We start from the raw sequence: 25341 nt of genomic DNA, 5'->3' as shown, positions 1-25341 counted from the left end.
AATATAACAATAAGCGAAATGCATAATTCCCGATCCCGAAAGGTTGATTGACGGTATGCACGTGCAAAATCTAACAAACAATGAGACACGGTAAAAAAGTAAACCATTTAAGTCGTACTGACAGTCATCGCCGCGCGATGCTTGCTAATATGGCTTCTTCGCTTATCTTACACAAGCGCATTACAACAACACTTGCAAAAGCAAAAGCTTTACGTGTGTATGTTGAACCTATCATCACTAAATCTAAAGATGACACTACTCACTCACGTCGTACAGTATTCAGTTACTTACAGAACAAAGAAGTAGTATCTATCCTTTTCCGTGATGTAGCTCCTAAAGTTGCAAACCGTCCGGGTGGTTATACCCGTATCCTTAAGATGGTTAACCGTCTTGGAGATAATGCATCAATGGCATTAATCGAACTGGTTGATTACAACGAGATTTACACTAATGGTGATGCAGCTGCTGCTGAGAAGAAATCTACTCGTCGCCGTGGTTCAAAAGCTAAGAAAGCTGATGCTCCTGCTGCTGCGGGAAAAGCTCCAAAAGCTGAAGCGGCTCCTGCTGAAGAGGCTGTAGTTGTTGAAGAAACACCGATTGCTGATGTTGAAACTGCACCAGTTGCTGAAACTGTAGAAGCTCCTGTTGCTGAAGCTGAAGAAGTTGCTGTTGCTGAAGAGGCACCTGCTGCTGAAGAAGCAGCTCCTGAGGCACCTGCCGCAGAAGGTGATGATGCAGACGAGAAAAAAGCATAAATTAGCTTTTACTTAAGATAAAGAAAACCCGTTCTGAAAAGAGCGGGTTTTTTTGTGCCTCACTTTCCGAGTGGTGAAGTGCTTCAAATCTAATTCCTGCCATCCTGTCATTTTCAAAATGTCCTGATTGTTTGGTATTTCATACTCTTAGTGGCAAAATACTGTCAATATAAGGCGCTAATTGATTTGGCACAACGCTTGTTAATTGCACTGTAAAAAACTAAACACAAATTAAAGAAGGGTAATAATAATATGGCAAAGATAATTGGTATTGACTTAGGAACAACAAATTCATGCGTTGCAGTAATGGAAGGTAATGAGCCTGTAGTTATTCCAAACAGCGAAGGAAAGCGTACAACGCCTTCGATTGTTGCATTTGTTGATAATGGAGAACGTAAAGTTGGGGATCCGGCAAAACGCCAGGCAATCACCAATCCCACTAAAACGATTTCTTCAATAAAGAGATTTATGGGTAACGCTTTCGGCGAAGTTACCAATGAGATTACGCGTGTTCCATACAAGGTTGAAAAGGGTGACAACAACACTCCACGTGTTAAAATAGATGATCGTCTGTATACTCCACAGGAAATCTCAGCGATGATTTTGCAGAAAATGAAAAAGACTGCAGAAGACTTCCTTGGACATGAAGTAAACGAAGCTGTTATCACTGTACCGGCATACTTCAACGACGCACAACGTCAGGCAACTAAAGAGGCTGGTGAAATTGCAGGCTTAAAAGTTTCTCGTATCATCAATGAACCAACTGCCGCTGCTTTAGCATACGGTTTGGATAAGGCTCATAAGGATATGAAAATCGTAGTGTTCGACTGCGGTGGTGGTACGCATGACGTGTCTGTTCTTGAGCTTGGTGACGGTGTATTCGAAGTAAAATCAACTGATGGTGATACCCACCTGGGTGGTGATGACTTTGATGCTACGATCATTGACTGGATGGCAGATGAATTTAAAAGCGATGAAGGTATTGATCTCCGCAAAGACCCAATGGCTCTTCAACGTTTAAAAGAGGCTGCTGAGAAAGCGAAGATTGAGCTGTCTAGTTCAACACAAACTGAGATCAACCTACCTTATATTTCAGCAGGTGATGGAATGCCGAAGCACCTTGTGAAAACCTTAACACGCGCGAAATTTGAGCAATTAGCAGATAGTCTGATCAAACGTACTATCGAGCCTTGTAAAAAAGCGCTTAAGAATGCAGGTTTAAGTACTTCAGATATTGATGAGATCATTCTTGTAGGTGGTTCAACCCGTATTCCTGCGATTCAGGATGCTGTTAAATCTTTCTTTGGAAAAGAGCCTTCAAAAGGTGTTAATCCAGATGAGGTTGTAGCTATTGGTGCAGCAATCCAGGGTGGTGTATTAACTGGTGAAGTTAAGGATGTACTTCTTTTAGATGTCACGCCACTTTCATTAGGTATCGAGACAATGGGTGGTGTAATGACCAAACTAATTGAATCTAACACAACTATTCCATCAAAAAAATCTGAGGTATTCTCAACTGCTTCTGATAACCAGCCTTCGGTAGAGATTCACATCCTTCAGGGTGAGCGTCCAATGGCTAATCAGAACAGAACAATTGGAAGATTCCACTTAGATGGTATTCCACCTTCACCACGTGGTATTCCGCAAATCGAGGTTACTTTTGACATCGATGCAAACGGTATATTACATGTAGGCGCGAAAGATAAAGCGACTGGTAAAGAGCAAAAGATCCGTATTGAAGCTTCTTCAGGCTTAACTGATGAAGAGATCAAAAAGATGAAAGATGAAGCAGAAGCAAATGCTGAATCGGATAAGCAAGCACGCGAAGAAGTTGAGAAACTGAACGCAGCTGACGCATTGATCTTCTCGACAGAAAAGCAGTTGAGCGAGTATGGAGATAAATTATCTGACGATAAGAAAACTCCAATTCAGGAAGGATTGAAGAAATTGAAGGAAGCTCATGCTTCTAAAGATTTCGCAGCAATTGATGCTGCACAAGCTGAACTTCAAAGCGCCTGGAACGTGGCATCAGAAGATATGTATAAAGCTTCACAAGAAGCTGGCGCAGGTCAGGAAGGTGCTCCGCAAGGAGATGGGTCAGCAAATGATGCTGGCGATCACGTAACTGACGTTGATTTTGAGGAAGTGAAAGAGGACGATAAGAAGTAAGATCAATGTCTTATAGAGGAACAGGCTGACCCATTTGGGTCAGCCTGTTTTGTTTAATCAGGATTTATAGGATGGGATTTTGTCTGGAGTAGGATTCATAGGATGCAAACATATAGTTTAGCAGGCTGATAAGTGTCTGCTTAGGATGAATTCGAGATATATCTGATAAAGCTACCAACTTCTATTCTGCATCTTATGGATCCTATAATCCTATGCATCTTAATTAGAATTGATGAAACGAAGCCGATACGAATTCCAGCACCTTGGGTAATGATGCCCTCCAATAGGTCCAGGTGTGGCCGCCATCTCGGATCCGGAATTCATGGGGAACCTGCTTTTCCATCATTGCCATATGCACGAAGGAATTGCCCGCTGATAATCTGTCGTCATCACCACAGTCAATAAACCATCTGATACTGTTTTTACTGGCATCGGGAATTGCTTTTATGAGCGCTACGGCACTATGTCTGTTATAATAAGCCTCCATTTGTTCATCAGTGGCATCGGGAGTGTTCCGCTTGTAGCTGATTTTAGCTTCCTCTAAGGTTACTGGTCCGACAGCAGCGCTAAGAGGAGCGGCTGCAGAAAATAGCTCCGGATGATGAAGGGCATACATGAACGTTCCTCCGCCACCCATAGACAGACCGGAAATTGCACGGAAGCGTTTATCTTTTTTGATCCGGTATTTCTTTTCGATAAAAGGCATAAATTCATTGAAGAAGAAGTCTTCATAAAGCCAGTCACCTTTCATGCTGTTAAAATAACCGCGCCTTCCTGTATTAGCATCAGGCATGACAATGATCATGGGAGTGGCTGTGCCGTCATTGATAGCTTTATCTGCTATATTTAAAACTTCGCCAAACTGAATCCAGCCCGTTTGGTCGTCACCTGAACCGTGGAGTAGGTACAGCACCGGGTACTCGCGCTCTGAAGTAGCATAATCAGGGGGAAGGTAAATTCCATATTTTCTCTCGCCATTCAGGATTTTGCTTGGCAGGGATAAATTGTCTGAGACTTTCCCGCTTTGAGCCACTAGCAGGGCTGGTACGAATAATACAGCAAGCAATAGTAGAGCTTTCTTTTTAAACATCTTTGTTATTTAAGGTTACTAAATATAGGAAATTCAGTATCGCCTTCGAGATGTATCGGAAAAATATCCTGAGTCGCCGGAAATTACGACAGGGAAGTTTCTTAAGATTTATAAAAGCGGAGTAAAAGGAATTGTTGAAAACAACCATCGATAACATTTACGATATCGATGGTTGTCGGGGCTCTTATGCCCATAATTTTTGAGGATATTCTCCGCTGGCTACCAACTTATCAATGCTTTCCTGGACAATAGGTTTATCTTCGATGTAGGTAACACCGAACCATTTGTTCTGAGTTGGAATAACCTTAAAGGCTGCTTTACCAGCTTTGATAAGCTCATCAGCCACTAGTGGAATAAAAAACTCAGCTTTGGGATTCTCTTTATTTGCAAGAGCAAACTCTTTAAACATTTCTGCGCTTAGTTCAAATATTTTTGGCGTGAAGCCCCAGAAGTTCATCGAAACCCTCGAATCAGCTTTCAGTGGAAATTCTTTCCCATCTTCTTCAAATGCTACTTCAGGAGTATTGTTGCCGCCGGTATCTTTTTTGAAATACACCTTCAGTCGTTCATTTACTTCAGTGAGATTTCCACTAGCATCGACTTCACAAACTCCCCGGGATACTGAACCATAATCCGATAAAGTCTTATCGATCTGAAAACCGATCAGGGAAAACTGTTTATCACTAACTTCAGTCGTCAGGAAGTCATGCATTTTTTGGTAAGCTTCGCGACCATAAAAGTCATCTGCATTTATCACACAGAATGGCTCGTTTACAGCATCTTTAGCTGCTAGAGTTGCATGCGCAGTTCCCCAGGGTTTAAGCCGTTCGATCTCAATGTCGATCCCGTACGGTTTAAGGTCGAAAGTTTGAAAGACGTAATCTGTTTCAATCTTGCCTTTTAATTTAGGCTCAAAAATGGATCTGAAATTATCAGCGAATTCTTCTTTGATGACAAAAATTACTTTGCCGAATCCAGCTTGAATTGCGTCGTAGATAGAATAGTCAATGATCGTTTCACCATTTGGCCCAAATCCATCGGTTTGTTTCATGCTGCCGTAGCGGCTAGCCATTCCAGCCGCAAGAATTACTAAAGTAGGTTTCATCAATTTTGTTATTAATTCTATTTATAAATTTATCGATCGATTAGTATCGTGGTTTTTTGCCGGTTAGCATCCCAAACAAACCTCTGACTATTGCAGTCCCGATTTGGCGGGTAATTGGAGCGCTTATCACTTTTTCAAAGGTACTTTTCTCATTTCTTTTCGGCGCATTTTGTTTCTCTTCTACTTCTTGTTGTTTGATGTTTGCTTCTTCAGTAAGTTTTGCGTCAACGCGTTTAGTCAGAATATCATAAGCGCTTTCAGGGTCAATTACTTCCTGATATTTACTGAAATTATTGCTGGATTTCATCAGAGCATCTGCCTCAGCTGCAGGCAGCGGCGACATTGAAGCTCTTGGCGGGATAAGGTGTGCGGCTACTACTTCCGTAGGGATTCCCTTTTCATTTAATACCGTAATTAGGGCCTGACCAGTTCCCAGTGCGGTCAAAGTGCGGTTGATTTCGTAGAAATCTGAGCGTGGGTATGTATTTACAGTTTTCTTGAGAGCTTCTGCATCGTTAGGGGTAAAGGCTCTAAGCGCATGCTGAACTCTGTTTCCCAACTGCCCTAGAACGCTCTCAGGAACATCCATTGGCGACTGGGTGCAAAAGAAAACACCAATTCCTTTAGACCTGATTAGTCTGATGATTGTTTCTATCTGCTCAAGGAAGGCTCGGGAAGAATTTTTGAAAAGCAGATGAGCTTCATCAAAGAAAAACACAAGCTTTGGCTTTTCCGGATCACCAGCCTCAGGCATGCTGTAAAAAATCTCGGCAAGTAAGCTCAATAAAAACGTGGAGTATAAAACCGGTTGCGCTTGCACGTCTGATATGTTTAGCAGACTGATTACTCCTTTGCCGTCAACCCTGTTAAACAGATCCTGAATGTCAAAGGAACGTTCACCAAAAATTCGTGATAAACCCTGCTGCTCTATAGCGACGATTTTTCTGAGCATCGTACCAGATGTTACGGTGGAAATACTACCGTAGCTTTCTTTTATCTCAGCGGCACCGGGACCGCTTGATAAATAAGAGATAAGTTTTTTGAGATCATTCAGGTCCAGAAGGGGAAGTTTGTTATCATCGGCATATTTGAAGATCACAGCCATAACTCCCGCCTGGGTGTCGTTAAGATCCAGGATCTTCGCAAGTAGTACCGGTCCGAACTCCAGAACAGTTGCCCGCATTTGTGCTCCTAACTCTCCCGATAGAGAATATAGTTCTACAGGAAAGGCAGAAGGTTCGAATGTCCGGCCAAGTGCAGCAGCACGTTCTTCCAGTTTGGGATTAGTTTGTCCAGCCTGGTTAAGCCCAGACAGATCCCCCTTGACGTCGAGCATAAACACCGGAACTCCTGCATCAGAAAGTTGTTCTGCAATTAACTGCAGAGTGCGGGTTTTTCCGGTTCCTGTAGCTCCGGCAATCAGGCCGTGCCGGTTCATCATTTTCAATGCTAAATTAACTTCAGCCTCAGGAATAATTTCACCGTCCAAAATGCCGGCACCGAGATAGATAAATGCCTTCTCTGTGGTGTAAGAAGATTTTATCGTTTCTGTGAATTTGGATTTTCTATCCATAGTCTTAGATCTATCTTATGCTAACCTGCGATAAGCCTTAATGTTTTTGCGTCAAGCCGAGATATCTTTATTTTATCGATCTAAAATCATGATCGACTTTAATGTTTAATAATGATTCGTAAATCAGCCGTATGACATTGTCCACGTCTTCCTTGTGAATCATCTCAACTGTCGTGTGCATATACCGCAATGGAAGTGAAATCAGAGCAGAAACAACGCCCTCATTTGAATATGCAAAAGCATCAGTATCGGTTCCCGTTGATCTGGATGAGGCCTGACGCTGGAAGGGAATATTGCTTTTCTCGGCAGTTTTGATAAGGAGCTTATTCAAGTTAGTTTGAACAGCCGGCGCGTAAGAAACCACAGGTCCTTTACCACATGCTAAATCACCCTGCGTGATTTTATTAATCATCGGGGTTTGTGTATCATGAGTTACGTCTGTGATGATGGCCACATTCGGTTTGATACGATGAGCAATCATTTCTGCACCTCGTAAACCGATTTCTTCCTGTACGGAATTGACAATATATAATCCGAAAGGTAATTTTTTCTTATTCTCTTTTAAAAGCCGAGCGACTTCTGCAATCATGAAACCGCCAGCGCGGTTGTCCAATGCCCGGCCAACATAATACCTGTCATTAAGCACCATGAACTCGTCTTCATACGTAATAACACAGCCAACATGAATTCCCAGAGCTTCGATTTCCTCTTTGGTAGTACAGCCGCAATCCAGAAAAATGTTTTTGAGAGTTGGAGCTTCTTCTTTTTCCCCGCTACGGGTATGAATGGCCGGCCAACCGAAGACAGCTTTGACAATACCCTTTTCAGTGTGAATATTAACGCGTTTCGAAGGTGCAATCTGATGATCTGAGCCACCGTTTCTGATCACGTATATCAAACCATCTTTTGTGATATAATTGACAAACCATGAAATTTCATCAGCGTGGGCCTCAATAACAACTTTATATGCTGCCTTTGGGTTGATGACCGCTACGGCAGTGCCGTAATTATCAACAAAATGATCATCAGTAAAAGGCTTGATATAATCCAGCCATAAACGTTGTCCTTCCCACTCAAATCCTGTTGGTGAAGGGTTATTAATATAGTTCTCGAAGAATGCCAGGGACTCTTTATTTACTACCGGGACGTGTTTATCTTCCTTTTTCTTGCTCATAATTCAATTATAATAGTCTTTCCATGATCACATAATCGTGACCGTTAGCGCTTGAAGTTTTATTGGTTTCAGAAAAGCCGAATTTACTATAAAATCCGGAAGCTTTCTGTCGGGCATTGCACCAAATATGATCGCACCCCTCAGCTTTAGCAAACTCCAAGAGGTAATTCAATAGCTCCGCGCCATAACCTTTCCCCTGATGCTCTGATAGTGTAGCGAATTTTCTGAATTGCATGGATTTTACAGTTTTGAACAGTGAAACCACACTAATTAATGTATTGTGATCAAATAAGCCAAAATGTATACCATCATCATCATTGGGCAGGATCACCTTCTCAAAATTTAGATCTGGGTACATTACCTTATGACGAATCTTCCATGTAAGGTAGGAGGGGATTTGTTCGATATGGCTCATCAGAGGTATACGTTGTACGTAATACGTTATAAGTACTTAAACGCTGTGTACGAGTTTCACGTAGAACGTACTACGTATAACGTCCTACGTAAAACTTACAACGGTATATTGCCGTGCTTCTTCCTTGGATTGTTAACCACTTTATTCTCAAGCATCTTGAAAGCCCTTATCAGCTTCTTTCTGGTGTCAGCTGGTTCAATCACTTCGTCAATAAACCCACGTTCAGCGGCCCGGTATGGGTTCGCAAAAATATCTGAATATTCTTTTTCTTTTTCCAGCCAGCGAGCGTTTGGATCTTCTGCAGCAGTTATATCTCGCTTGAAGATGATTTCAGCGGCCCCTTTTGCACCCATAACCGCAATTTCTGCGCTAGGCCAGGCATAATTCATATCCGCTCCAATATGTTTGGAATTCATAACATCATAAGCACCACCGTAAGCTTTTCGTGTTATGACTGTTATCCTGGGGACTGTCGCCTCACAAAATGCATAAAGCAATTTGGCGCCATTAGTTATAATGGCATTCCACTCCTGATCCGTTCCTGGAAGAAATCCAGGAACATCTTCAAGTACAAGTAACGGAATGTTGAAACTATCGCAAAAACGCACAAATCGTGCTCCTTTAACTGAAGAATGTATATCAAGAACACCAGCCAGAAAAGCGGGTTGATTGGCTACGATACCAATGCTTCGTCCAGCCAGGCGTGCAAAACCTACCACTATATTTTCAGCGAAATCTTTGTGAACCTCCAGGAATGTATTTTCATCGGCAATTTCCGCAATAACCTCACGAATGTCGTATGGCTGAGAATTATTATCCGGAATGATTTCGTTTAAGTGAGGCCTGTGTTCATCCGTGGGATCGTAGACAATAGCAGGAGTGTTTTCTTCACAATTCTGTGGCATATAGCTCAGCAATTGTTTGACATGGTTTATGGCTTCTATTTCGTTCGCGCAAGCAAAATGTGTAACACCAGATTTGGTAGAATGTGCACTCGCACCCCCAAGTTCCTCTGAACTTACTATTTCATGTGTCACGGTCTTAACCACATTCGGCCCCGTTACGAACATATACGATGTGTTTTCGACCATTAATACAAAATCAGTTATAGCCGGGGAATACACTGCGCCACCCGCACATGGACCCATGATCGCTGATATCTGCGGAATAACACCCGAAGCCATGGTGTTTCTATAGAATATATCAGCATATCCACCAAGTGAAACCACGCCTTCCTGTATCCTTGCCCCACCAGAATCATTTAAACCAATTACAGGTGCGCCATTTTTAAGCGCCAGATCCATAATTTTGCAGATCTTTTCAGCATGAGTTTCCGATAAGGATCCCCCAAAAACCGTAAAGTCCTGAGAAAATACATATACCAGGCGTCCGTTGATCGTTCCATAGCCAGTAACTACCCCGTCACCAGGATATTTTTCTTTTTCCATCCCAAAGTCGGTAGACCTGTGTGTGACCAGCATGCCTATTTCTTCAAATGAGTTTTCATCCAATAGAAAGTGAAGCCGCTCCCTCGCAGTAAGCTTGCCTTTTTTATGCTGGCTGTCAATTCTGGCTTCTCCTCCTCCAAGCAGGGCTTCTCTCTGTTTATTCTGTAGAGTTTCTATCTTCTTGTCCACTTTATACTTTTTGGTGAAATTAACAAAAAATGGTGATTAGACACTATGAAGAAGGCAAACATAAGTGCATGACAAATGTTGTAAAACACATCGCCCATAAAGGAGAAATGTAAATTGGGTGGTAAATTGTAATTGTTTTGTTATTTTTTTAACTTTTACCTAAGTGTCTTAACGCTTTGGTGTTCAAATTGCTAATTTAGCATCGAACCAATTAGCCATTGTGTATTGAATACACGTGAAATGAAAAAGGAATTCGCTAAAAAATTATTTAGTTACGTCTTTTTGTTCATCTTCTTTGCGAAGATGGCTATTTCCGTAGCACCACTAATTGCCATCCATATGGATAGCCAGGTGGTGAATGCCGTGATTATGCAACTTGAGATAGAAAATCATTCTTCAAAAGGAACAGATCAGGCCAAAGATTCTCTTAATAAAGGAGAATGGCTCAGCGGACTTAGTAAATTTAAATTTGCCATTCCACAAATTGATTTGGCTTCAAAACAATTTATATTGTTGAGAGACTATCCTATACAGGCATTTTACCCCTCGGTGCCTACCCCTCCACCAAACTGTTAATATTCCTTTTTCCATATCCTGATTCTATCAGGAGAATTATCTGCCTTCAACATCTGGATGATTTGACTCTGCGCGTCAGCGTGTAATGGATTCACCAAAAAGTTTGGCACGATACCTTAATTCTGTCTTTTCGACAGGGAATACTTTTAATAGCATTAACATTAATATCATATATCATGAGACATCATATAGGACAAACACGCGAATCACTTACGCCACAAAAAGCGTTAGAATTTCTTAAAGAAGGAAACACTCGTTTCTGCAATAACCTGAGTTACAAACGCGATTTTATGCAGACAGTAACCGAAACTACTGAGGGTCAGTGGCCGTTTGCAGCGATTTTAAGTTGCAGTGATTCCAGGGTCGTAACCGAACTTGTTTTTGATCAGGGACTTGGAGATATTTTCAGTATACGACTTGCAGGAAACATCGCAAGTCAGCAAGCCATAGCAAGTATGGAGTACACCTGCAAAGTTCTTGGAAGTAAGCTTGTTGTTGTATTAGGTCACACGTCTTGCGGAGCTGTGAAAGCTGCCTGCGACGGGGTAGAGATGGGACATCTTGGATCCCTTACTAAAATGATCGATCCTGCAATTACCGCTGAAACAGAAACAACAGAGAACAGAACATCAGGTAATAAGAAATTCCTGGATAATGTTCTTCACAATAATGTGCATCATCAAATTCAAACCATAGTCGGTCACAGCCAGATTATACGGGAAATGCTTGAAAAAGGCGAAATCGGAATTATCGGCGGTATCTACGACATTAGTACAGGTTGTGTTGAATTCTTCGACGAGATGTTTGACCTGGAAAGTAACCTGGAAAGCGTTAGCAAAGCAGGAGCCGTTTGATACAAGGCCGCGCAATGAAATGCGGTTATAAATACATGAATTAACAGATAAAGAATATAAATTATTATGACAAAATACTTTTTAAGTAAAAACTTGAAAAAGGATTTGCCAGCAGGAATTGTTGTCTTCCTGGTAGCATTACCCTTATGTCTTGGTATTGCTATGGCATCAGGGGCACCACTATTTGCAGGAATTCTTACCGGGATAATCGGCGGGATAGTGGTTTCGTCGATCAGTGGTTCGCAACTTAGTGTTAGCGGACCAGCTGCGGGCTTGACAGTAATAGTTTTTAGTGCTATAGCATCATTAGGTTCGTACCAAACCTTCCTTTTGGCAGTAGTAATTGCCGGCTTTTTACAGATAATCCTCGGTTTCCTTAAAGCCGGGATTATTGCAAATTATTTTCCTTCTGCAGTTATTGAAGGAATGCTAGCGGCGATCGGTATTATTCTGATCCTTAAGCAACTGCCACATGCAGTTGGGTATGACTCAGATTTTGAAGGTGATGAAAGTTTTCTTCAGACCGACCAGGGGAACACATTCTCAGCTATCAGTGATGCGCTAAGCAAATTTACATATGGGGCAGTTGTGATCAGTCTACTTTCACTTCTGGTTCTGATTTACTGGCCTAAGATTAAAAAGTTGAGTATGATTCCCGCACCGGTAATAGTTGTATCACTGGGAATTCTGCTTTCTTTTCTATTTCAGGGCACATCTTTCGCTCTAAGTTCTGAGCATTTAGTTACAATACCCGTGGTTAACTCGTTCAACGAGTTCATGGGCTTGTTTTCTATGCCTGATTTTTCCCAAATTGGGAACAAGAACGTATGGGTAGTGGCATTTACAATTGCCATTGTAGCTAGTATCGAAACTTTGCTTTGTATCGAGGCGGTTGACAAAATTGATCCTATAAAACGGATCTCACCGACAAACAGGGAGCTTGTAGCCCAGGGAGTGGGTAATATTACGAGCGGTATGCTTGGCGGGCTGCCGATGACCTCCGTTATTGTAAGGTCGTCAGTGAATGTTAATTCAGGTGGGCGGACTAAGATGAGTGCAATATCACATGGAATGTGGCTTCTTCTTTCAATCCTGTTCATTCCACTTATTCTTAATCAAATTCCATTAGCTTGTTTAGCTGCTATTTTGTTGGTGACCGGATACAAGTTAGCACGAATCGACTTGTTTAAGAAAATGTGGGCGCATGGTAAAGATCAATTCATACCTTTCGTTGTAACTATACTGGCGATTGTTTTTACTGACTTGTTGAAAGGGGTTGCAATTGGAATGATGGTTGGAATATTCTACATTCTGAGAAATAACCTTCGTAATCCTTATTTCTATAAGATTGAGAGAAACGGTGGTAAAAAACTCATCACTATCAAATTAGCACAGGAAGTTTCATTTCTTAACAAAGCAGCTATCCAGTATACGCTCACAAATTTGCCTGCTGAATCGGATGTAGTAATCGACGGATCTGATTCTAAGTATATCGACAAAGATGTTCTTGAGATTATCGATAATTTCAAGCATAACGCGTATACGAAAGGGACTATCGTTCAGCTCGTTAACATCAAAGATCATTACGAGGTTCCACCCTTGAAAGACATGATTGTTGCCAAAGTGAATTAAGGGTTAAAAATGTCCGGGAAACCGGGTTTTAGTTTAGTTGAATGGTAAAGGCGTCCTAGGACGCCTTTACTTTTTTTAGCTTTTACAGAAATTAGGGTGTTGAAACCTACTATTCCTTTTCTAAAAACGGGTACCCGTATTCGGTTGGTGGATCAAACGTTTCCTTTATCGCTCTTGGAGAGGCCCAACGTAGAAGATTTATCATCGAACCTGCCTTGTCATTTGTACCTGATCCTCTGGCACCTCCGAAAGGCTGTTGTCCAACGACAGCACCTGTGCACTTGTCGTTTATATAGAAATTTCCAGCTGCGTTTCTCAGGGCATTTGTTGCAGTGGCTATTGCATAGCGATCCTGGGCAATAACGGCCCCCGTAAGCGCATAAATAGATGTATTATCAACAAGTTCAAGAGTCTTTTCAAAATCCTTGTCGGCAAAAACGAAAATTGTCAGAACTGGTCCGAAAAGCTCTTCGCACATGGTGATATAGTTCGGGTCTTTTGTTAGGATGATAGTGGGTTCTATAAAGTAGCCTTTAGATTTGTCGTAATTTCCGCCAGCTATTATTTCAAGACTTTTGTCCTTCTTCGCAGCATCAATATATTTAGCCAACTTATCGAATGATTTTTCATCAATAACTGCATTTACGAAGTTGGCGAAATCCTCAACTGGTCCCATTTTTATATTTGCCAGATCGGCAAGGACGCGTTCCTTTATAGCAGGCCAAACCGACGACGCTACATATACTCTCGATGCTGCTGAGCATTTTTGGCCCTGGTATTCGAATGCACCACGGACAATGGCCGTACTTGCTGCATTTACGTCTGCTGAGCCATGAACCAGAATAAAATCTTTGCCACCTGTTTCTCCGACAATACGCGGGTAGGTTTTGTATTTGTGAATGTTATTACCGATTGTTTTCCAGATGTCCTGGAACACCCCAGTGGAACCCGTAAAATGAATACCAGCGAAATCAGGATGATTAAAAATCACTTCACCGGCATCTGGTCCGGAAACATATACGAGGTTTATAACTCCGTCAGGTAGTCCTGCCTCGCGGAAGATCTCCATTAATACATTGGCAGAATAGATCTGGGTATTTGCTGGCTTCCAAACTACAACATTGCCCATCATTGCGGCAGAAGTTGGCAGGTTTCCGGCAATTGCTGTAAAATTGAACGGTGTTAAGGCAAACACAAATCCTTCCAATGGCCTTTGTTCGAGCCTATTCCATACGCCGCGAGGTGAAACGGGAGGTTGTTGTTTATAGATATCGGTCATATACTTTACATTGAACCGAAGGAAATCTATAAGTTCGCAGGCAGAATCTATTTCTGCCTGATAGGCGTTTTTCGACTGCCCGAGCATCGTCGCCGCGTTAAGTTTATAACGATAGGGGCCCGCAATCAGATCTGCAGCTTTCAAAAATATGGCAGCGCGTTGTTCCCAGGCTAGTTCTTCCCAGTTAGATTTAGCTTTCAGAGCGGAGTTTATCGCATCAGTAACATGTTTTTTTTCACCCTGAGAATAATTAGCAAGGATATGCTTATGATCATGTGGCGGATGAATACTTTCTTTTTTGCTTGTAGTTACTTCTTTGCCGCCTATCACCATCGGTATATCAATAACTTTTGACCGTGCTTCCAGAATAGCCTCTTTTAGCTGTTTCCGTTCTCTACTTCCAGGAGCATAATTTAATACAGTCTCGTTTACCGGTTCCGGCACGTTGAAAAATCCTTTTAACATAATTGGTTGTGTTAGTTACTGCAAAGGTAAGGGAAAGTTATAAGTTGTACGTTATACGTTTTACGTCCCCGTGCTAGCGTATAGTAGTTATAAGCTATACATTCACGTGTTAGCGCATATAGAGCAAAGAGTTAGCGACCACCGGTAGCACAGCGTTTAAGAAACGTATAACTTACAACGTGTTACTTATTCAACGTATTTTTCCACGCCCGGAGCAGGTTTCCATTCAGATTTCGGCTCATAGTAGTTCCAAAGCAACCTGGAAAGCCCCCGGATGAGGCGATAGCCTTCGTTGTCCGGTGTCCAGCTGGTATCTTTTTGATTTTTGGTGGTTATACAAAATACATAGTCACCATGTGGAGCATTTACGAGTACCACTTCCGAGCGGGAACGATCTACAGCTCCTTGTTTGGATGCCGCCTGAACATATGGCGGGATTTGGGATAATGCTTCCGCATCCCAATATATGCGAATCATGTTCCTATACATTCTTTCGCTTGCAGCCGGGCTGACTGCTTTGCCCTCATGAATCATTTTAACCAGAGTAGCCATTTCACGAGGAGTTGTTTGGCCCCAGCCATATTTACGCCAGTCGCCCTGTCTGCCAGCTGTACGGGAATTCATACGGGTGCTTTTAAAGCCGTTCGCATCAAGCCACTTATTTATATTTTCACCCCCAACAAATTTTTGAAGCCATAAGCTTGCAGTGTTGTCACTTGTGGTAATACTTAGCATTTGAACTTTACCAAGCTTAATCTTTTCCCCGTCTTTAAACGACCCGAGAATATCTTCACCAGCATATAACAAACTATCTTTATATATGAGGTTTTCATCGTATTTAAGCTTACCTTTTTCTATTTTATCGAATACACCGCACATAATGGGAACCTTTATCATGCTGGCTGTTGGGAAGATCGTATCAGCATTGATTTCGGCGATCCGGCCGGTTTTTAAATTCTGAACATAGATCCCTACATCACCCTGAAATCCCTTTACCAGCTCCTCCAGTTTCACTTTTAATTTACGATCAGTTTTTACTTGAGCTGTTAGAGTTAAGCTGGTGACAAGAATGCAGGCAATTGCAATAGAAATTTTCATCTGTTTATATAGTTTATTTTTAAGGACTTTAAACTTCCTGTTGCTAAGCAGGGTTATCATGATTTAAATCCAGCTGCTTATATGGGCTGGCAAAATCATAAAGTCTCTTGATAGTTTTTTTTATTTCAAAGTAGTGAAATATCCTAAATATCTGGTTGAATTCAAAAGTGTATTTTTGTGCTAAGCCGAATTTTATGAAACCGTTTAGATTGCTTCTATTTCCTTTCTCTTTAATTTATGGCCTCGGGGTAATGGCCCGTAATCTTGCATTTGACCTGGGTGTGCTGAAGTCTACCGAATTTGATATTCCAATTATTTCAGTAGGCAATTTATCCGTTGGTGGGTCAGGAAAAAGTCCGATGACCGAATACCTGGTACGATTACTTAAAGACAAATACAAAATATCAACGTTGAGCAGAGGTTATGGGAGACGGTCAAAAGGCTTTCGCCTGGTGGAACAAAGTTCATTAAGCACTGAAACCGGTGATGAACCCCTGCAATTTAAACGAAAGTTCAAGGATATAACTGTCGCTGTATGCGAGAATAGGGTAGATGCAATTAAACGGCTTCGTACCGATCATGAGCTGGTAATCCTGGATGATGCGTATCAGCACAGAAAACTCAGGCCCGGTTTGAGTATTTTGCTTTTCGACTATAACAGCATTTCCAATTTTAAAATGCTTCTCCCAGCTGGTGATTTGAGAGAGCCTGTTTGGGAAAAGGATCGGGCAGATATCCTGGTGATTACGAAAACGCCTCCAGGATTGGATCAGGCTGACCGACAGGAAATATTGAGTATGGTTAAGCCGAGAAACCAGCAGGAAATTTTTTACTCGTATCTGGAGTATGGAAATTTGAAACCATTTAATTGTGATATGGAGGAACGCACTCTGTTATCGATAAAAGTCACAACTCAGATTATTCTACTTACCGGGATAGCCAATCCTGCGCCTCTATTATCTGAAATTGGAGGCTATACGCAGCTTGTAACCCATCACAAGTATGCAGACCATCACAACTTCAACAAAAAAAATATCAGTAAACTTGTGCAGGCTTTCAATTCAGCTCATGCTGAAGATAAGATCATCATCACTACAGAAAAGGACGCTCAGCGATTGGGATCTGCTGAAGTTCAAGAACTTTTGAAGAGTTTGCCGGTTTACTACTTGCCGGTAGAGGCTGAGATCCATGAGCCGGAAAAGGCTCGTTTTAACGAATTAATAGAAAAGTATGCAGCAGAACCTACAGTTGACCACTGAATATATAAAGAATAAAATAGGAGATTTTGAACCTGAAGTTGGAATAATTCTGGGGACTGGACTTGGAGCCCTTGTTGATGATATCGAGATTGAGCATAAATTGATGTATTCTAATATACCCAATTTCCCAATTTCCACGCTCGAATTTCATTCCGGACGTTTGATCTTCGGAACGCTTAGTGGCAAACGGGTAGTAGCGATGCAAGGCAGGCTACACTACTATGAGGGGTATGATATGAAGCAAATTACCTTTCCTGTACGTGTGATGAAGATGCTGGGCATTTCGAAATTAATTGTTTCGAATGCAAGCGGTGCGCTTAATCCTGATTTTCGGAAAGGCGATCTGATGATTATTGACGATCATATCAACCTCCAAACTGATAATCCTTTACGGGGAAGAAATTCCGAAAACCTGGGTCCGCGTTTCCCGGATATGAGCGAACCGTACAATAAGAACATGATTTCGGCGGCAATGAAAATTGCAAAAAAGAACAACATCACGTGCCATCAGGGAGTTTATGTTGCGGTTAACGGACCAAATTTGGAGACACGTGCAGAGTATAAGTTTCTAAGGACCATTGGAGGCGATGCAGTTGGAATGAGTACCGTGCCGGAGGTGATCGTTGCCAATCATATGTCTTTGCCGGTTTTTGCGATTTCTGTGCTTACTGATGAAGGCTTTCCAGATACCTTGCAAGCTGTTTCTTTGGAAGAGATCATCAAAACTGCAACGGAAGCAGAGCCCAAAATGACCATCATATTAAAGGAGCTACTTCTGGAATTACATGATTAAGTATTTAATCTCATTACTACTTGTTTCACTTTACGTGATTGACGTCTTTGGACAAGACCCTCAGCGAGCTGGCAGTACCATGAGCCTGGACTCCCTGCGGTTAAAGGAAGAATCGTCCATGGATTCCATTGTTTACACATCCAAGTTCATCCGGTATACGAATCTGAAGCTTTTCCGAGAGGGTACCCAGACAATCGCCATTGATACGACCCTGGCTAATTTTCAAAATTACAGTCCGTTATACCAGCCCGATAACCCCACCATTGGTCTTGGCAGTAATGGGATCGCTTATCGGGAAATGCTCTTCAGACCTTCAAAAACTATTGGATTTGACGCTGGATTTCATTCCCTGGATCTTTATCGGTTAATTCAAGACTCTGTTCGATTTTATCGTGCTAAGACACCCTACACTGAATTATATTATGTTAACGGTAAGACTGTCGAACAGACGTTCAAGGTTACTCATTCGCAAAATGTAAAACCCAATTTGAATGTAGGTGCTAACTTCAATCGATTAGGAGGAGATGGACTGTATACAAATCAAAAAAACGATCATCTGAACGCGGCTATATTTGCGTGGTATGAATCTCCTAACAAGCGATATAATATTATCGGCGACATACTTTTTAATAAAATAAAGGCTGGCGAGAATGGCTCGACAATAAATGATACAATATTTAAGGGGAACTCAATCGCAAAGAATGGGGAAACAGTTCGATTATCCGGGATAGGAGATGACCGGCCGATGCAGACATGGCGAAGAACACAATATTTTTTAAAACAATATTACTATTTGGGAAGAAAGGACAGTTTGCCCGGTGAGAACGGATCAGAGAAAATCCTTCCTACACAACGGGTTTCACACTCGCTTTCATATACCCGAGATCGCTATCGTTTTTACAGAAATGAGGAAGACATTTTCGATGCATTCCCTATTCTACCTTCTCAGGATTATATCAAAACTAATGATTCGACGATTGTCAATAATCTTCGCAATGAATTTAACTACGGCTTTTATCTAAGAAGCAAAGCGGTCAGCTTTCTGAAAAATGAGGCAAAATTGGATCTTGGTGTGCAAAATGATATCTATCATTATGAGCAGATGGATTATAAAAAGAATTTTTCAAATACCACATTGAAAGCTGGCATCGCTTATAGGTTTAGTGATAAATTGGGTATCGACGCTGATCTCCAACAGATTATGCAGGGCGAGAACTTTGGTGATTTTCTCCATGAAGCTAAAGCAAATTTTCTCCTCAGTAAATCAATTGGAAGGATAGTTCTCGGAGCCTATACCCAGAGTAAGTCTCCCGAACAGATGTACGAACGTGTGAATTACCAGTATCACACCTGGGAGCGGAACTTTAGTAATTCTAAAATCAATAACCTATCTTTCCTTTATGAAAATCCGAAGTTCAGGATGTCGGGCAAAGCGGAATACTTTCTGGTAAGTGACTATTTATATTACAAGGAAACATCGAGGGTACAAACTATAGAGCCTGCCCAGTTTGACTCGAACATTAACCTGCTGAAACTTACTCTGACGAAAAATTTCAGGTTTCGCAGATTCAATCTTGATAATTACATTGTTTACCAGAAAACAGATTTTCAAGATGTGTTGCGGACTCCCGAAATCTATATGTATAACAGCCTCTACTATGCTTCAAAACTGTTTAAAGTGTTGTATACCAATGTTGGTTTTGACTTGCGATTTAATACCCCATTTAAGGCTCCTGCCTACGCCATTAACGTAAGCCAGTTCTACAATGATAACCGGGGCCTCGAATATTCAACTTACCCGGTAGTGGATGTTTGGGTAAAAGCGACTTTAAAACGCACTAACTTATTTATTAAATACGACTACGCTAACCAGAACCTATTTTCACGAGGATATTATACTGTCAGAGGCTATCCGATGCAGGATGCACTTTTGAAATTTGCGGTGAGCTGGAAATTTTATAATTAGCCACGAGAGATGATATTCGAGTAGCAATCTTTAGCACTCCTTGGGGCCTCATAAAACGAAATTTGATTATCGATTGCAAGTAGCTTGCAACTCAAAGCTCGCTCCCCGGATCCCTTAGGTTTTCTGCTTCTTCTTCTTAGCAGCAGGGAATAACACGTTATTTAAAATAAGTCTGTAACCCGGAGAATTTGGATGCAGATTGAGATCTGTAGGGGGATCGCCAACGAGATGACGATAATCCTCGGGATCGTGCCCACCATAGAAAGTCCATTGTCCTTTCCCAAACTCCCCGTGTATGTAACGTGCTTCATCGGCTGTTTTAGTTTCTCCCATTACTAATACATGAGGTTTGATAAGGCTTTTGCGGAAGGCTGTGGTTTGACCCATAAATCCTTTAATAACTTTATCGTGGCTTTGCGTGAGCATGGCTGGAACAATGTCCCACTTGGCGGAAAAGTCAAAAAGGGTGAAAAAGTCGTTACTCTGATTGAGTGACAGATCCCTGCTCTGAGGAACATCTATATTAGAAAATTCATTGCTGGCCGGATTGAGGTCTAGCTTAAAGTTTTGAAAAGCAAATGTCTGGTTAAAATCCAGTTTTGCCTGGGCCTGTGGATCAGAGCCATCGCCATCAAACATACGTTCAACAATATCGAGCCCATTAGCAGCGAGCGAAATATCAAATGTTTCAGGACCAGAGCACATCGCAAACATAAATCCGCCACCTGCACAAAAATCGCGGATGGATTGCGCTACACTCAATTTCATTGTCGATACCTTTTTGAAACCGTTTCGTTTCGCTGTTTCTTCCTGAATCTTCACATCTTCAATATACCAGCTGGAATTTTTATAATTCCCCCAGAAACGATTGTACTGTCCCGTAAAGTCTTCATGATGAAGATGCAGCCAGTCATATTTAGGCAAATCTCCCTTTAGCACCTCGTCATCGTAAATGATGTCATAAGGTATCTCGGCATATGTAAGCACCATTGTAACCGCGTCGTCCCAGGGTAGTTTGTTCTTAGGTGAATAAACCGCAACCTTGGGAGCTTTTTCGAGTTTAACCAGTTCCATATTAACGGAAGGGTCGGTGATCTCGTTCAGAATGGAGTTTACTTTAGCATCTGGAACCACGTCATAAGAGACCCCGCGTATTTTACATTCAGACTCTAAGGCCTGGGAATATTTAATTAGAAAACTTCCTCCACGATAATTTAAAAGCCAATCGGCCTCTAAGCCATTCTTTAATGTCCAGAAAGTAATACCGTATGCCTTTAAGTGATTCTTCTGTTCCTCATCCATCGGGATCAGGATAGAGGATGCCCGGGAGATAGCTGTAATAAGTATGAAGAGAAACGTTAATCTAATCCTAAGCATATTCAATAAACGTATTCGAGTCTTATAAAGTTATAAAAAGCAGAAGATATTTGAAGAATTTCATCAATTGGCTTAAATAATTAACTTTGTCCTCCATTCAAAGCAAATACACATATGAGCAAAGCAATTATAAAAACCGAGAAAGGTGACATGACTGTGCAGTTTTACGATAAAGATGCGCCTAACACAGTTGCAAATTTTCTGAAATTAGCTAAAGAAGGTTATTATGATGGAGTAACATTCCACCGTGTGATAAATGATTTCGTGATCCAGGGTGGTGACCCGACAGGAACAGGTGCTGGTGGACCGGGATACCAGATTGATTGTGAGCTTACAGGCGATAATCAGTATCACGATCGGGGAGTACTTTCTATGGCTCACGCTGGTCGTAATACAGGTGGTTCTCAGTTTTTCATCTGCCATAGCAGGAATAATACTTCACATCTTGACCGCAACCATACTTGTTTTGGTAAGGTTATTGAAAATGTTGATGTTGTAGATGATATCCGTCAAGGTGATAAGATCCTGGGGATAGAGGTAACGGAAGAATAGGCTAGGTATCTGCTATCAGGTATGAGCCTGTCTGCCGGCAGTCAGGCTATCACGACTGGAAGCAAATTGTTAAGAATATACGTATCGGGTAATTGGGATTTGTCTTTATACTTGATACTCAATACTAAATACTAATTAAAATGAATCTAAGAGGACTTGTATCCGTATCAGGTAAACCTGGCTTGTTTAAGCTGATCGGACAGAACAAATCAGGCTTTATCCTGGAGACACTGGACGAACAAAAAAATAAGATTGTGGTTAATATCAGCACTGCAAAAATGGCCTCTTTGGAAGACATTACTGTTTTCGGCGAGAGCGGCGATTTGAAATTGAGTGATATCTTTGAGCAAATTAAAGCGAGCAAAAACATCCCTGACCCTAAATCAGCAGATGGAAAAACTCTTCGGGAATTTTTTAGTGATGTTGCTCCAGATCATGATGAAGAGCGGGTGTATTCTTCAGATATTAAAAAAATCATTAGCTGGTATAACACCATAAGTGTCCTTCCATTATTTACTGAAGCTGCTCCGGAGCCTCTGGCAGAGGGCGCTGGTGCACCTGCTTTGTCGGAAGCGGTTAAGAAGCCAGAGCCAGTTGCAAAGGAAAAGCCAAAAGCAACCAAAGCAGCCGGGAAAAGCACGACAAGATTGTCTCAAAAATCGAAGTAAATACCTGTGGCATCTAGCCATCATGTTTTAGTAATTCTCCCCTGTTGGTTCCAACTGACAGGGTTTTTTTATGAGATTTTTCCAGCTGGTCTAACCATCTGACATACGCTTGGGTTGTTTATCGCCTATTTCCTTCTGATTTAAATACAAAGAAGTAGCTGATTAGATTTACAAAGGTTGAAGACGCAGGTGGCATTTATTGGCTACGAAAACTTCAAACCCGGGTCCAAGCATGACCTGGTACTAATTGATATTAAAAGAAATATAAAATTGCGGCGCCAATGGCTATTGCAATAGTGATCATTATCCAGAATTGTTTGCTTTCCTGGCTGCTTCTGCCTGATTTGAATCGGTAATCTCTTTTGTAGTCCATAATAGATTATTAATCGTGATGGTATGGTTCTCCTCTGAGTATGGTATAAGCCCGATATAATTGTTCTGTAAAGAATAAGCGGATCATTTGATGCGAAAATGTCATCCTAGATAAGGAGATCTTTTCGCCGCTTCGTTTATACACTTCCTCGCTAAATCCATAAGGTCCACCAACAACAAATACCAAATGCTGCTGGCCACCAACCATTTTCTTATTTAAAAACATCGAAAACTGTTTTGATGACAGTTCCAGACCATTTTCATCTAATAACACAACGTAATCTGTGCTGTTTATGTTTTTAAAGATCAATTCAGCTTCTTTCGTCTTCTGCTGATCCTGGGAAAGATTCTTTGTGCCTTTAAGTTCCGGAACTTCGAGAATCCTGAAAGAGATATAGTGCTTAAGCCTCTTCAAATATATTTCAATTCCTTCCAGCAAGTACTTATCCTCAGTTTTACCGATAGTTAGTAAAGTGATCTTCATTACTTCAATATAGTGACAGATCCTGATTTTTTGATAATATTATTGTCTAGATCAACTGCATCGAGCACGTAGTAATATGTTCCCACGGGGACAGGCTTGTTCTGATAAGTGCCCTTCCAGTTTTCTACCAAGTCCGTTGATGAATACATCAGAATACCATACCGATTGAATATTTGGATACGATAGGTTTTGATGTTATTCATGTTTACCACGAACTCATCGTTTACTGCATCATCGTTGGGGGTGAAGGTGTTTGGGATGAAGATAGCGCCGGCCTCACTTATCATAAATTTGCCTTGTATTGAAGAAACGGTGCAGACATTTGTTTTGAACGCTGTTAGAGTCACGTCGTAACTTCCACGGCCCGTATAAGTATGTTCGGGGTTTTGATCTGTCGAAGTGGTACCATCTCCGAAATCCCATAAATATGAGTCGGCATCTTTAGATTCGTTAAAGAATCTGACGGTGACCGGGAACGAGAGTTTGGCAGGTGCCTTTGGATCTGTTCTGAACGCAGCAACCGGATTGTTATAAATAGCGGGTATGGTAATATTAACAGGCGATGTTAGGCAATCACCTCGACTGACAACCAGAGTGTATACACCTGCTACTGCTTTACTTGTCACGGGAATTGTCGGCTCCCGGGCATCTGATGTAAAATTTCCGGGCCCTGTCCATTTATAGGTAACATCTGTTTGCGCTGGTGTGCTTAACCGTATTGTATCAGTAAGGCAGAAATCCGGCTTGTTTGCAAATAACTGTGGTTGAGCCGGAGAAAGGCCAACCATAAATGTTCTGGTTTCTACAACGGAACAACCTAGATCATTTTTCACCTGGAGGTAAACGGTCTTTAAGCCTGGCGTGCTGTAGGTAATAGTGAATGGACCAGCTGTTGTGGCTTCGGGTATGCTGGCTCCCTGGCCGAAGTACCATTGGATTGACGTTTGCCCAGTTACAGCGGCAGCAAAGGTAAAAGATTGCTGTGGAGTACAGAGATTAGCATTCGATTCGATTAATTTAGCTGTTGGGCCCTTGAATAAGCCTGTACCTGCTTTACCTGCATCATCAGTAAACTTTATTTCAAAGCCATTGTTGCCCGATGTGAAGTTGTTTACAACAAGGGCATAAACATAGCCTTGCTTCATGTCGACCGCTTTCAACATACCATTTTGACCAGACCCGCATCCACCTGTTTCGGTTTCGTCATTCTCCGTAAAGTTAAGTCCCGTTTTCGTGTAAATGGGTTCATTTGGGCAGCCCGCATTACTTATGCCATGCCCCGCCGCACATCGTATTGCATTTGCTGCGGAAGCCGGTTGAGTATTCCCTTCAGGCCCCAACTCAAATAGAACCCAATCCAGGTCATCATTTTTAGTCGGAGTAATTGTAAACACCAAACTTCCACTGTTTTGAGCAGTCCATTTATACCAGCCACTATGCTTTTCTGCTCCGATACATGTATTTGCGGTTTCATTATTATTGCTTCCTGAGCCACTGATACTTGTTTCCTTGATTATGCTTGTTGAAGAACATAATAAAGAGGCGGTACTATTATCCTGACCAGGTTTAATCTCTGACTTGTAGTTTTCGATACATATTTGAAATGTACCTGTGCTACCGGCACCACTAACGCTGATATAATAGAGACGACTGTCAGGTGTAAGGCCAGCTTCATTAAGGATAGTAGTATTGCCATCTGTTAAAACCGGAACAACACGCGCACCCTCATCACAGTTATTATATATTTTGACAACGGGAGATTGCAGTGTTCCTCCGGTTACAGTGATTTTGACTTCAACATCCCTTGACACGAAAGCGAACCATACGTCAGGTCCACTGTTGGTGAATGACGGCGTCGCATTTGCGTTGGTATACTGTCCCACTGATGAACAGTATTTTGTTCTGGCATCGTTAATGACTATCGCTCCGCTGCAATTATCATTTAAAGGGGCTTGGGTAAACCCTTTTAACGAGAGCAGAATTAAGGCGAATAAAAATACTATCCTCTTCACGAATGATTGTTCTAAATCAATATACGAAAAAGCGAG

At 41.7% G+C, this 25341-nt stretch carries 21 protein-coding genes; 10 read left to right on the top strand and 11 right to left on the bottom strand.

What is annotated here, in order from left to right; translation table 11 throughout:
• Nucleotides 1–80: 80 nt before the first annotated feature.
• Both rplQ and dnaK read left to right on the top strand, forming a co-directional pair.
• Nucleotides 81–755, top strand: coding sequence for a 50S ribosomal protein L17 (gene rplQ / locus B5X60_RS08825; protein WP_079702215.1), 675 nt, complete (start codon nt 81–83; stop codon nt 753–755).
• Nucleotides 756–1007: 252 nt separating this feature from the next.
• On the top strand, nt 1008–2924 hold the full coding sequence (dnaK, locus tag B5X60_RS08820) for a molecular chaperone DnaK (protein WP_079702214.1): 1917 nt from the start codon (nt 1008–1010) through the stop codon (nt 2922–2924).
• A gap of 223 nt (nt 2925–3147) precedes the next feature.
• Here dnaK and B5X60_RS08815 read toward each other — a convergent pair whose 3' ends face one another.
• The 6 genes from B5X60_RS08815 to B5X60_RS08790 all read right to left on the bottom strand — a co-directional run bounded on the left by B5X60_RS08815 (nt 3148) and on the right by B5X60_RS08790 (nt 9918).
• Nucleotides 3148–4014, bottom strand: a complete 867-nt coding sequence (locus B5X60_RS08815; protein ID WP_079702213.1) for an alpha/beta hydrolase — start codon at nt 4012–4014, stop codon at nt 3148–3150.
• Nucleotides 4015–4198: 184 nt separating this feature from the next.
• Entirely contained in the window at nt 4199–5119 is a 921-nt protein-coding gene (locus B5X60_RS08810; RefSeq protein WP_170878411.1) for a nucleotidyltransferase family protein, read from the bottom strand.
• 40 nt (nt 5120–5159) lie between these two features.
• Complete coding sequence (locus B5X60_RS08805) at nt 5160–6692, bottom strand: helicase HerA-like domain-containing protein (RefSeq protein WP_079702211.1); 1533 nt, start codon at nt 6690–6692, stop codon at nt 5160–5162.
• 67 nt (nt 6693–6759) lie between these two features.
• On the bottom strand, nt 6760–7866 hold the full coding sequence (locus B5X60_RS08800; RefSeq protein WP_079702210.1) for a M42 family metallopeptidase: 1107 nt from the start codon (nt 7864–7866) through the stop codon (nt 6760–6762).
• Between the two features lie 7 nt (nt 7867–7873).
• The gene (locus B5X60_RS08795) at nt 7874–8281 is read right to left on the bottom strand and encodes a GNAT family N-acetyltransferase (RefSeq protein ID WP_079702209.1); all 408 of its coding nucleotides are present in this window, start codon (nt 8279–8281) and stop codon (nt 7874–7876) included.
• A gap of 95 nt (nt 8282–8376) precedes the next feature.
• A complete protein-coding gene (locus B5X60_RS08790) occupies nt 8377–9918 on the bottom strand; it encodes an acyl-CoA carboxylase subunit beta (protein WP_079702208.1) in 1542 nt (513 codons plus the stop codon).
• A 240-nt stretch (nt 9919–10158) separates the two neighbouring features.
• On the opposite strand from B5X60_RS08790, the gene B5X60_RS08785 reads away from it, so the two are divergent.
• The 3 genes from B5X60_RS08785 to B5X60_RS08775 all read left to right on the top strand — a co-directional run bounded on the left by B5X60_RS08785 (nt 10159) and on the right by B5X60_RS08775 (nt 12980).
• The gene (locus tag B5X60_RS08785; protein WP_079702207.1) at nt 10159–10494 is read left to right on the top strand and encodes a hypothetical protein; all 336 of its coding nucleotides are present in this window, start codon (nt 10159–10161) and stop codon (nt 10492–10494) included.
• A 176-nt stretch (nt 10495–10670) separates the two neighbouring features.
• Nucleotides 10671–11348 (top strand): carbonic anhydrase, encoded by a 678-nt coding sequence (locus B5X60_RS08780; RefSeq protein WP_079702206.1) that lies wholly within the window; start codon nt 10671–10673, stop codon nt 11346–11348.
• A gap of 66 nt (nt 11349–11414) precedes the next feature.
• The gene (locus B5X60_RS08775; RefSeq protein WP_079702205.1) at nt 11415–12980 is read left to right on the top strand and encodes a SulP family inorganic anion transporter; all 1566 of its coding nucleotides are present in this window, start codon (nt 11415–11417) and stop codon (nt 12978–12980) included.
• 109 nt (nt 12981–13089) lie between these two features.
• Here the strand turns inward: B5X60_RS08775 and pruA are convergent, their stop codons facing one another.
• Nucleotides 13090–14724: an L-glutamate gamma-semialdehyde dehydrogenase gene (pruA, locus tag B5X60_RS08770; protein WP_079702204.1), complete on the bottom strand. Its 1635-nt coding sequence runs from the start codon at nt 14722–14724 to the stop codon at nt 13090–13092.
• Between the two features lie 186 nt (nt 14725–14910).
• Nucleotides 14911–15882, bottom strand: a complete 972-nt coding sequence (locus B5X60_RS08765; RefSeq protein ID WP_245803486.1) for a serine hydrolase — start codon at nt 15880–15882, stop codon at nt 14911–14913.
• 134 nt (nt 15883–16016) lie between these two features.
• On the opposite strand from B5X60_RS08765, the gene lpxK reads away from it, so the two are divergent.
• Genes lpxK through B5X60_RS08750 form a run of 3 tightly spaced genes read left to right on the top strand, consistent with a single transcriptional unit; the run spans nt 16017 to nt 19840 of the window.
• Nucleotides 16017–17081, top strand: coding sequence for a tetraacyldisaccharide 4'-kinase (lpxK, locus tag B5X60_RS08760; RefSeq protein WP_079702203.1), 1065 nt, complete (start codon nt 16017–16019; stop codon nt 17079–17081).
• A complete protein-coding gene (locus tag B5X60_RS08755) occupies nt 17053–17874 on the top strand; it encodes a purine-nucleoside phosphorylase (protein WP_079702202.1) in 822 nt (273 codons plus the stop codon). Before lpxK ends, B5X60_RS08755 begins: the two co-directional genes overlap by 29 nt.
• The gene (locus B5X60_RS08750; protein ID WP_139377406.1) at nt 17867–19840 is read left to right on the top strand and encodes a putative porin; all 1974 of its coding nucleotides are present in this window, start codon (nt 17867–17869) and stop codon (nt 19838–19840) included. Before B5X60_RS08755 ends, B5X60_RS08750 begins: the two co-directional genes overlap by 8 nt.
• 114 nt (nt 19841–19954) lie before the next feature.
• Here the strand turns inward: B5X60_RS08750 and B5X60_RS08745 are convergent, their stop codons facing one another.
• Nucleotides 19955–21217 (bottom strand): asparagine synthetase B, encoded by a 1263-nt coding sequence (locus B5X60_RS08745; protein ID WP_079702201.1) that lies wholly within the window; start codon nt 21215–21217, stop codon nt 19955–19957.
• A gap of 114 nt (nt 21218–21331) precedes the next feature.
• Here B5X60_RS08745 and B5X60_RS08740 point away from each other — a divergent pair, with 114 nt between their 5' ends.
• Nucleotides 21332–21769 (top strand): peptidylprolyl isomerase, encoded by a 438-nt coding sequence (locus B5X60_RS08740; protein WP_079702200.1) that lies wholly within the window; start codon nt 21332–21334, stop codon nt 21767–21769.
• A gap of 140 nt (nt 21770–21909) precedes the next feature.
• Nucleotides 21910–22437 (top strand): DUF5606 family protein, encoded by a 528-nt coding sequence (locus B5X60_RS08735; RefSeq protein ID WP_079702199.1) that lies wholly within the window; start codon nt 21910–21912, stop codon nt 22435–22437.
• A gap of 382 nt (nt 22438–22819) precedes the next feature.
• Here the strand turns inward: B5X60_RS08735 and rlmH are convergent, their stop codons facing one another.
• A complete protein-coding gene (gene rlmH, locus B5X60_RS08730) occupies nt 22820–23293 on the bottom strand; it encodes a 23S rRNA (pseudouridine(1915)-N(3))-methyltransferase RlmH (RefSeq protein WP_079702198.1) in 474 nt (157 codons plus the stop codon).
• Complete coding sequence (locus B5X60_RS08725; protein WP_079702197.1) at nt 23293–25305, bottom strand: PKD domain-containing protein; 2013 nt, start codon at nt 25303–25305, stop codon at nt 23293–23295. The genes rlmH and B5X60_RS08725 overlap by 1 nt, the downstream gene beginning before the upstream one ends.
• Nucleotides 25306–25341 lie beyond the last annotated feature (36 nt).

The sequence above is a fragment of the Daejeonella lutea genome, from assembly GCF_900168015.1.
Taxonomy (GTDB): domain Bacteria; phylum Bacteroidota; class Bacteroidia; order Sphingobacteriales; family Sphingobacteriaceae; genus Daejeonella; species Daejeonella lutea.
Note: the sequence above shows the minus strand (reverse complement) of the source record. Positions and strands in the feature narration are given on the sequence as shown.